Below are 8,264 nucleotides of genomic sequence, written 5' to 3' on the forward strand. Positions count from 1 at the left end.
CGTCGTGCCATCCATCATCGTAGCCCGGGAAGCCGGCCCGTTCAACGCCGTGCAACGCCCGCGCCGCAATCCTCGTTGCCCTGCACGAGCGCTCCACGTTACGTTTAGCCGCGGCAGATCATGCAAGAAATCATCGCCCTCGACATCAACGGCGAACGCCGCGAGGCGGCCGTTCCGACCCACTTCACCCTGCTCGAAGCCCTCCGCTACGTGTTCGGCATGACCGGATCGAAGCAGGGTTGTGACAAGGGCGACTGTGGTGCGTGCACCGTACTGCTCGACGGCCAGCCGGTGCTCTCCTGCATCACTCCCGTGTTCGAGGCCGTGGACCGCAAGGTCCTCACCGTCGAGGGTCTCGCCGAGGCCGGCGGCCTGAACCCGCTCCAGGATGCGTTCGAAGTGACGGGCGGCGCCCAGTGCGGCTTCTGCACACCGGGCGTGCTCATGAGCGCCTGGGCCCTGCTCCAGCAGAACGACGCCCCTACCCGCCAGGAGATCCGCGACGCCCTCGCCGGCAACCTGTGCCGGTGCACGGGCTATACGAAGATCTATGAGGCGGTGGAGATGGCGGGGCAGCGGATGAGGGAGGGTGGGCCGTCGGGGCCGTTGGGGCCGTCGGGGCCGTAGGGGCCGTCCAGGGCCGTCTGGGCCGTCAGGGAGCGCGGCCCTGAAGGAAAATGCTCGTTTTTTCACCAATTCGTGATCCATCGTAGGGCACGATTGCCCGAATCAAACCATATCGCGGAGGACATGTATGCGGCGCGTGGTCATTGCGGCCGTGCTTGGGTTCCTGCTGGTGATGCCGGCAGATGCGAGTGCGCAGCTGGGTGGGCTGGGACGACGGCTGAAGCAGAAGGCGCAGGAGAAGGTGGAGGACCGGATCGAGCAGCGGGCGGACCAGGCGATGGAGCGGGCGCTGAACTCGGTGGAGTGTGCGGCGACGGACCAGGCGTGCATCGATGCGGCGGCGGCGGAGGGGAAGCAGCCGGTGGATCCGGAGGGGAACCGTCTGTCGACGGGCAAGCCGGGGCAGGGTGCGTGGACGAACTACGATTTCAAGCCGGGCGAGCGGATCCTGTACGCGGATGATTTCCGCGGTGACAACGTCGGCGACTTTCCGCGCCGGCTGGAGTTCAACGGCGGGCAGGTCGAGATCGTGGAGTGGAACAACGGTCGCTGGCTGAGCAGTGGCAACGACGGCAAGTTCTTCATCAACCTGCCGGAGCCGCTGCCGGAGCGGTTCACGATGGAGTTCGACCTGGCGGGTGGCGGCAACGGCATGACGCTGGTATTCGACGGCAACGACTACTACAACTCGACGGCGAACATCGACATCAACGCGCACAGCGGCTACCTGAAGGCGGACCCGATCCGGGCGGAGGGTACGCTGGGCGTGGACACCAACGAGCAGCCGGTCCACATCGCGATCCAGGTGGACGGCCAGCACGTGAAGATGTACGCGGACGAGAAGCGCGTGTTCAACGCGCCCAACGTGAACATCGGCCGTGGCAGCCGCATCCACGTCAACCTGAACGGCTGGAGCGACGAGAGCCCGCGCATGATCGCGAACCTGCGGATCGCGGCGGGTGGTCGTGAGCTGTATGACGCGCTGTCGGCGGAGGGCCGGGTGGCGACGCAGGGCATCCTGTTCGACACCGGCTCGGACCGGATCCGTCCCGAGTCGACGCCCACGCTGAAGGAGATCGGCGAGATGCTGAAGGCGCACGCGGATCTCACGCTGCTGATCGAGGGGCACACCGACAACGTCGGCAGTGCGGATGCGAACCAGTCGCTGAGCGAGAAGCGGGCGGCGGCGGTGCGGCAGTACCTGATCGACAGCCACGGCATCGATGCTGCGCGGCTGACGTCGCAGGGATTCGGCGCGAGCAGGCCGGCGGCGTCCAACGACACGGTCGAGGGTCGTCAGCAGAACCGTCGCGTGGAGCTGGTCAAGCAGTAGGAGCAGGAGGAGGTCCATGAGGCCGGAGGATCTTCGCGGGCGGCAGGCGTCGAGCGCACTGACTGATGAGCAAGTGCGCGCGCTGCTGGAGTCACGGCGCGCTGCAGGCGACGTCGAGCGTGGCGCGTCCGTGGCGTCGCCGCAGGGTGGCGGCGTCATCGGTGCGCGCATGCGCAAGGTCGATGGCGCGGGCAAGGTGACGGGCACGACCGTCTACACGGACGACATCGTGCTGCCCGGCATGCTGCACGCGAAGATCCTCCGCTCCCCCCATCCGCACGCGCGCATCGTCTCGATCGACACCACTGCTGCCGAAGCGCTGCCCGGCGTGCATGCGGTGGTGACCGGTGCCGAGATGCCGACGCCGTACGGCATCATCCCGTGGACGCGCGACGAGACGGCGCTGTGCGTGGATCGCGTGCGCTACATCGGCGACGGCGTCGCGGCGGTCGCGGCAGTCAACGAGGAGACGGCGAACGCGGCGCTGCGGAAGATCCGCGTCGAGTACGAGCTGCTGGAGCCGGTGCTCGAGCCCGAGGACGCGCTGAAGCCGGGTGCGCCGCAGATCCACGAGGCGTCAAAACCCGGCCGCAACGGCAACATCACCAAGATGGTGAAGCTCGAGTTCGGCGCGGTGGACGACGCGCTCGCCTCGAGCGACGTCGTGATCGAGGGTGACTACTTCTTCGAGGGCACGACGCACACGCCGATCGAGCCGCACTGCGCGGTCGGCTGGTACGACGCCACCGGCAAGTTGACCGTGTGGAGCGCGACGCAGGTGCCGCACTACCTGCAGCGCGAGCTGGCGCGCGTGCTGGAGCTGGACGTCGCGCGCATCCGCGTGGTGCAGCCCGCGGTGGGGGGCGCGTTCGGCGGCAAGAGCGAGCCGTTCGACCTCGAGTTCGTCGTCGCGAAGCTGAGCATGAAGACCGGCCGTCCGGTCAAGCTGCTGTACACGCGCGAGGAAGTGTTCTACGCGCACCGGGGCCGCCACCCGATGAAGATGCGCTACCGCGTCGGCGCTTCGCAGGACGGCAGGATCGAGGCGGTGGACGGCAGGCTGCTGCTGGACGGCGGCGCGTACGCGTCGTTCGGCCTGGTGACCGCGTACTACGCGGGCCAGCTCCTGACCGCGCCATACCGGTTCGGCACGTACCGCTTCGACGCAACGCGCGTCTACACCAACAAGCCAGCCTGCGGCCCCAAGCGCGGGCATGGCAGTGTTCAGCCGCGCTTCGCGTTCGAGGTGCAGCTCGACAAGGTCGCGGAAGCGATCGGCCTGGACCCGATCGAGCTGCGCAGGCGCAACTTCATCGGCGAGCACACGCGCACGATCAACGAGCTGCGCGTCACGTCCAACGGCTTCCTGCAGTGCCTGGAAGCGGTGGAGCGTGCGAGCGACTGGCGGGCCAAGCATCGCCGCATGCCGTACGGTCGCGGCGTCGGCGTCGCGGGCTCGTGCTACATCAGCGGCACCAACTACCCGATCTACCCGAACGACATGCCGCAGGCGGCCGTGCAGATGCAGGTCGAGCGCTCCGGTCGTGTCACCGTGTTGACCGGTGCCAGTGAGATCGGCCAGGGCAGCAACTCCATGGTCGCATACATCGCGGCGGAGGAGCTGGGTGTGCCGCTGGAGTACGTGCGTGTCTACGCAACGGATAGCGACCTCACTCCCGTCGATCTCGGCGCCTACAGCTCGCGCGAAACGTTCATGGTCGGCAATGCTGCACTGCAGGCGGCGCAGCGGCTGCGCGCACTGGTCGTCGACGCCGTTGCCACCGCGTGGGAGATCGATCCGCGGCGCGTACTCCTCGCCGGCGGCTGGGCGCTGGACACCGGCAGTGAATGGAGTGCGTCGTCAGATGGCGATGTACGCGCAGCTGCGAACGCATCGAACGGTGGTGGTGGCGCCAGCGCTGACGGAGTGCGTCGCATGCCGATCTCCGAGGCGTTCAACCTGGCCGAGGCGAGGCACGGCACGCTTGCGAGCGTCGGTCATTACAACACGCCCAAGGACGTGCACGGCAGCTACCGCGGCGGCACGATCGGCGCTTCACCCGCGTACTCGTTCACGGCGCACGTGGCCGAGGTCGAGGTCGATCCCGAGACCGGCTTCGTGAACGTGCAACGCATCTGGATCGCGCACGACTGCGGCCGAGCGCTCAACCCCGTGCTGGTCGAAGGGCAGATCGAGGGCTCGGCGTACATGGGCTTCGCGGAAGCGCTCATGGAGCAGCAGATCTTCAAGGACGCGGAACACGGTCGTGCCGGTCTGCACAATGCGCCGTCGCTGCTCGACTACCGCATCCCGACCTCGCTCGACACGCCGGAGCTGACCGCGCTGATCGTGGAGTCGCTCGATCCCGAGGGTCCGTACGGCGCCAAGGAGGCAGGCGAGGGGCCATTGCACCCGAGCATCCCGGCGATCGCGAATGCGATCTACGACGCGGTCGGCGTCCGGATGGACACCATGCCGTTCTCGCCGCCGCGGGTGTGGCGTGCGCTCAACACGAGTAGCGCGCGTGATACCTGGCAGCGCGCCCGCAGCACACCGGCACTGGCGAGAGCGGCGACTTAGGATTCGGCTGCGACCGATTCCCGGCGCAACGGGCCGATCCGGTGGCCGCATGCGGCTTCGGGAACATTGACCTCATTCGTCCGCCGGTGACAGCTTCGACCGGTGCGGCGTCCCTGCCGTAAGTCATTTCCCCACACGACACAGCATCCCAGCAGCGAATCAGCCGGGCGATCGACTCACCGGCGAATGCGTGTCGTCCCGTCAGAACTGCTGCACGGCATCCCCTTCAGACCGCCAGTCAGCGCAGTGCCCCTCTCCCACCTCGACAGGAGGCGGCCATGATCATCACTGCACTGGGCCATGCCGGACTCGACGTGCGGACGTCGAATGCCAGGGTCCTGATCGACCCGTGGCTCTCGCCCGAGGGTGCGTTCCAGGCGGCGTGGTTTCAGTACCCGGACAATTCGCACCTGCTGACGGATTCGCTGTTGCGACCCACGGCGATCGTGATCTCGCACGAGCATCTCGACCATGTCGATCCCTGGTTCCTTTCACATGTGCCGCGCGACATCCCCGCGATCATTCCGCGTTACCCTGCGCCGGCGCTCCGTCAGAAGATCGAGCTCGGCGGCAGGCGTCCCATCGTTGAGGTCGAGCAGTGGCAGCTCGTGGAGATTGCGCCCGGCATGAGTGTGTTCTTCGTTTCCGAGCCGCCCATGAACCACGACTCGGCGATCATGATCCAGGGAGACGACGCCGTTCTGCTCGACATGAACGACGCGCGGCTGTTTCCCGTCCAGCTGCGTGAGATCCGGCAGAAGCTCGGTGGGCACATCGACGCGTTTGCCTTCCAGGGTGCCGGTGCGTCGTGGTACCCCATGTGTTACGCGTATCCGGCAGGGAAGCGTGCGGAGCTGTCGAAGCGGAAGCGCCTGGCAAAGCTCGCATACTGCAGGAAGTGCATCCAGATCGTGGAGCCGACCGTCGCGCTTCCCTTTGCAGGGCCGCCTGCCTTCCTGGATCCCGAGCTGTTCCAGTTCAACAGCGAGATGGACGACGGCATCTTTCCGGATCAGCAGCAGGTCGCGGACTGGCTGCGCGGCAAGGGGGTAGAGCAGTCGCTCGTTCTGCTTCCCGGAGATGCGTGGGACACGCGCATGCGTGAGAAGCGAGGCGATCCGCACTGGCGCGGATTCTCGTTTGACAGTCGCGGGGACTACCTGGCCGAGTACCGGTCCCGTCGCGCGACGCAGATCGACACCGTGAGGAAGCGGCATCCGCATCCGACGACGTCGCTGCGACCCGCCTTTGTTCGTTACTTCACCGACCTCCTCGACATGAGTCCCTACTTCAACGCACGCATCGCAATGCGCGTGGGATTCGAGGTTACCGGTCCCGGCGGCGGAACATGGCATGTCGACTTCCGCCCCGGACGGGAAGGAGTCGGTGATGGCATCGAGGAGTGCGGCTACATCTACCGCTTCGAGTCGCGCTGGCTGCCGCCCCTGCTGAACGGCACGGTTCCGTGGGAGGACTTCTTCCTGTCGCTGCGCTTCTCCGCGCGGCGTGATCCCGACCGGTACAACGACCACCTGCTGGGCCTGCTGAAGTTCGCCGAGCCCGCCGCCCTGGCGGAGGTGGAGGCGTTCGAGACGGCCGCGCGCGGTGACGAGCGGATCACGGTGCATTCCGAGGGGCAGGTGTACTCCGTTTCGCGCTACTGCCCGCACGCCGGCAATGACCTCCTGCACACGGGCGAAGTCCTGCCCGGCGGGATCCTCCGTTGCCTGGCCCATCACTACGAGTTCGACCTGGAGACCGGACGCTGTATCAGTGGCAACTGTGAGCCGCTCCAGACGAGTCGGGTCACAGGTGCGCTGGAGGGCGCAGACCGCCAGGAGGCAGAGCCCGAGGCGGATATGGCGAGTTGAGGATGGAGTTCAGCCGGGCCCAGGCATCGGGGAAGCCCCCCCGCTCGCGCTGAGCCCGATTCCTGCTGCCTGGCCGCCCACTGCAGTCCGCCGTCCCACTTCCATCAGGAGGCTCGAATGCGAAGCACCGCGCAAACAGGAGCACTGGTCTTCGGTATCGTATTCCTGCTCGTCGGGATCCTCGGGCTGTTCGTGGATGACGGCATGAGCATGAACGCGGACATGGAGACGGCCGGGCGGCTGTTCGGCCTGTTCCCGGTCAACCTGCTCCACAACATCGTGCATCTCGCGTTCGGTGTCTGGGGGCTCGCGGCGTCGCGCAGTCACGACGCGTCGCGCTCGTACGGCAAGATCGGCGCGGTAGTCTACGGGGCCCTGGTCGTGCTCGCCCTGGTGTCACCCACGATGTTCGGCCTGGTGCCGATCGGTGGCAACGACATCTGGCTGCACGCGCTGCTGGCGCTCGGGCTGGCGTTCATCGGCTTTGCGGGCAGTGCTGCTCGCGAGCCCTCACGCGTAACCTGAGCCGGCGGCAGCGCAGCCCGGCTGTTCGGGTGAGCGGCCGGTGGCCGAGGCGCCGCCGGCCGCATCCCCATCCAGCCGGGGTCGCCCCCACGACTACGTAATCCTGCCCGCCCGACTACGTAACCGACAGCGTTCCGACGCCCGATCTATGCGGCCAGCGTGGTGGCGGACGCTGCGCCCACCACGCAGGCGTCACCTCACTGACCACCGAAACATCCATGGTTTCGACTCTTGCCTCAGTGCAGCAGCGCGGCGCTCTCGACCTGTCGGGCCGACGCGTCCTGGTGACGGGCGCAACCGGCGGGATCGGTCGCGCGGTGTGCACCCGCTTCAGCGAGTGTGGTGCGCGGATCGCCGTTCACTACCTGCGCGATGCAGATGGTGCGCACGCGATCTCCGAGGCGCTGCAGCCGGATGACTGCCTGGTAGCGCAGGCGAACCTCGCGGACGAAGGCGAAGCGCTGGCGCTGCTCGGCACCATCGAGCGTGCGTGGGGCGGGCTCGACACCATCGTGCACTGTGCGTCGATGGGCACGTTCCGGCCCCTGCTCGACACGCGTGCGTCACACTGGGACCTGACACACGCCGTGCACACGCGCGCCCTGTGGCTGCTCGCCCGCGGCGCGGCGCCGGCCATGCCGCCGGGCAGCGCGATCATCGCCCTGTCCAGCCTGGGCGGCCGGCGCGCCATGCCTGCATACGGCGCGGTCGGCGTGGCCAAGGCCGCGCTCGAGTCGCTCGTCCGCTACCTCGCCGCGGAGCTCGCGGTGCGGGACGTCCGGGTGAACGCGATTGCGGGTGGTCCGGTGGAAGGAGAGCGGCTGCGCGGCTCCCCCGTGCACGGTGCACTGCGTGCCGAGGCGACGCAGCGTGCGGGTGGTCGTTTTGCCACGCCGTTCGAGATCGCCGATGTCGCACTGTTCCTCGCCTCGCCCCTCGCGCGCTGGGTGCAGGGGCAGACCATCGTCGTCGATGGCGGCTTCAGCCTCTGGTGAACCATGCGATTCCTGCTGATCGACCGACTCACCGAGCTCCGCCCGCGCGAGTCTGCACGGGCCGTCAAAGCCGTCAGTGGCAGCGAGGATTTCTTCGCGGACCATTTCCCCGGCAATCCGGTCATGCCGGGCGTGCTGATCACGGAGGCCATGGCGCAGACCGGCGGTGCGCTGATCACGCTGAGCACGGACATGGAGTCGTTCGGCGTGATGTCGCTGATCCAGGGCGCGAAGTTCCGCACGCCGGTTCGTCCCGGCAGCGTGCTGGACCTGCAGGTCACGATGGAAGCGATGGACGACGCGAGCGCACGCGTGCATGCGCGGGCCCATGC

General features: G+C 67.6%; 7 protein-coding genes. All 7 read left to right on the forward strand.

Annotated features, from left to right (window positions below; translation table 11 throughout):
* The first annotated feature begins 120 nt into the window (after positions 1-120).
* Complete coding sequence (locus tag VFU06_01510; GenBank protein HEU5208060.1) at positions 121-627, forward strand: (2Fe-2S)-binding protein; 507 nt, start codon at positions 121-123, stop codon at positions 625-627.
* Between the two features lie 127 nt (positions 628-754).
* Positions 755-1,960, forward strand: a complete 1,206-nt coding sequence (locus tag VFU06_01515) for an OmpA family protein (GenBank protein HEU5208061.1) — start codon at positions 755-757, stop codon at positions 1,958-1,960.
* Between the two features lie 16 nt (positions 1,961-1,976).
* Positions 1,977-4,541 carry a molybdopterin cofactor-binding domain-containing protein gene (locus tag VFU06_01520; protein HEU5208062.1) on the forward strand — a complete coding sequence of 855 codons (2,565 nt, stop codon included), beginning with the start codon at positions 1,977-1,979 and terminating at the stop codon, positions 4,539-4,541.
* A gap of 278 nt (positions 4,542-4,819) precedes the next feature.
* Positions 4,820-6,412 carry a Rieske 2Fe-2S domain-containing protein gene (locus tag VFU06_01525; protein ID HEU5208063.1) on the forward strand — a complete coding sequence of 531 codons (1,593 nt, stop codon included), beginning with the start codon at positions 4,820-4,822 and terminating at the stop codon, positions 6,410-6,412.
* Positions 6,413-6,529: 117 nt separating this feature from the next.
* Positions 6,530-6,937, forward strand: a complete 408-nt coding sequence (locus tag VFU06_01530; protein ID HEU5208064.1) for a DUF4383 domain-containing protein — start codon at positions 6,530-6,532, stop codon at positions 6,935-6,937.
* Between the two features lie 218 nt (positions 6,938-7,155).
* Entirely contained in the window at positions 7,156-7,932 is a 777-nt protein-coding gene (locus VFU06_01535) for an SDR family oxidoreductase (GenBank protein HEU5208065.1), read from the forward strand.
* A 3-nt stretch (positions 7,933-7,935) separates the two neighbouring features.
* Positions 7,936-8,264 (forward strand): 3-hydroxyacyl-ACP dehydratase FabZ family protein (locus tag VFU06_01540; GenBank protein ID HEU5208066.1); only part of this gene is annotated, 329 nt, incomplete at its 3' end.

It is taken from the genome of Longimicrobiales bacterium, assembly GCA_035764935.1.
GTDB lineage: Bacteria > Gemmatimonadota > Gemmatimonadetes > Longimicrobiales > RSA9 > DASTYK01.

What these genes read in the sequence shown, in the direction of transcription:
- VFU06_01525 (HEU5208063.1), top strand. Translation starts at nt 4,820, where the DNA reads ATGATCATCACTGCACTGGGCCATGCCGGACTCGACGTGCGGACGTCG.
- VFU06_01530 (HEU5208064.1), top strand. Translation starts at nt 6,530, where the DNA reads ATGCGAAGCACCGCGCAAACAGGAGCACTGGTCTTCGGTATCGTATTC.
- VFU06_01535 (HEU5208065.1), top strand. Translation starts at nt 7,156, where the DNA reads ATGGTTTCGACTCTTGCCTCAGTGCAGCAGCGCGGCGCTCTCGACCTG.
- VFU06_01515 (HEU5208061.1), top strand. Translation starts at nt 755, where the DNA reads ATGCGGCGCGTGGTCATTGCGGCCGTGCTTGGGTTCCTGCTGGTGATG.
- VFU06_01520 (HEU5208062.1), top strand. Translation starts at nt 1,977, where the DNA reads ATGAGGCCGGAGGATCTTCGCGGGCGGCAGGCGTCGAGCGCACTGACT.
- VFU06_01510 (HEU5208060.1), top strand. Translation starts at nt 121, where the DNA reads ATGCAAGAAATCATCGCCCTCGACATCAACGGCGAACGCCGCGAGGCG.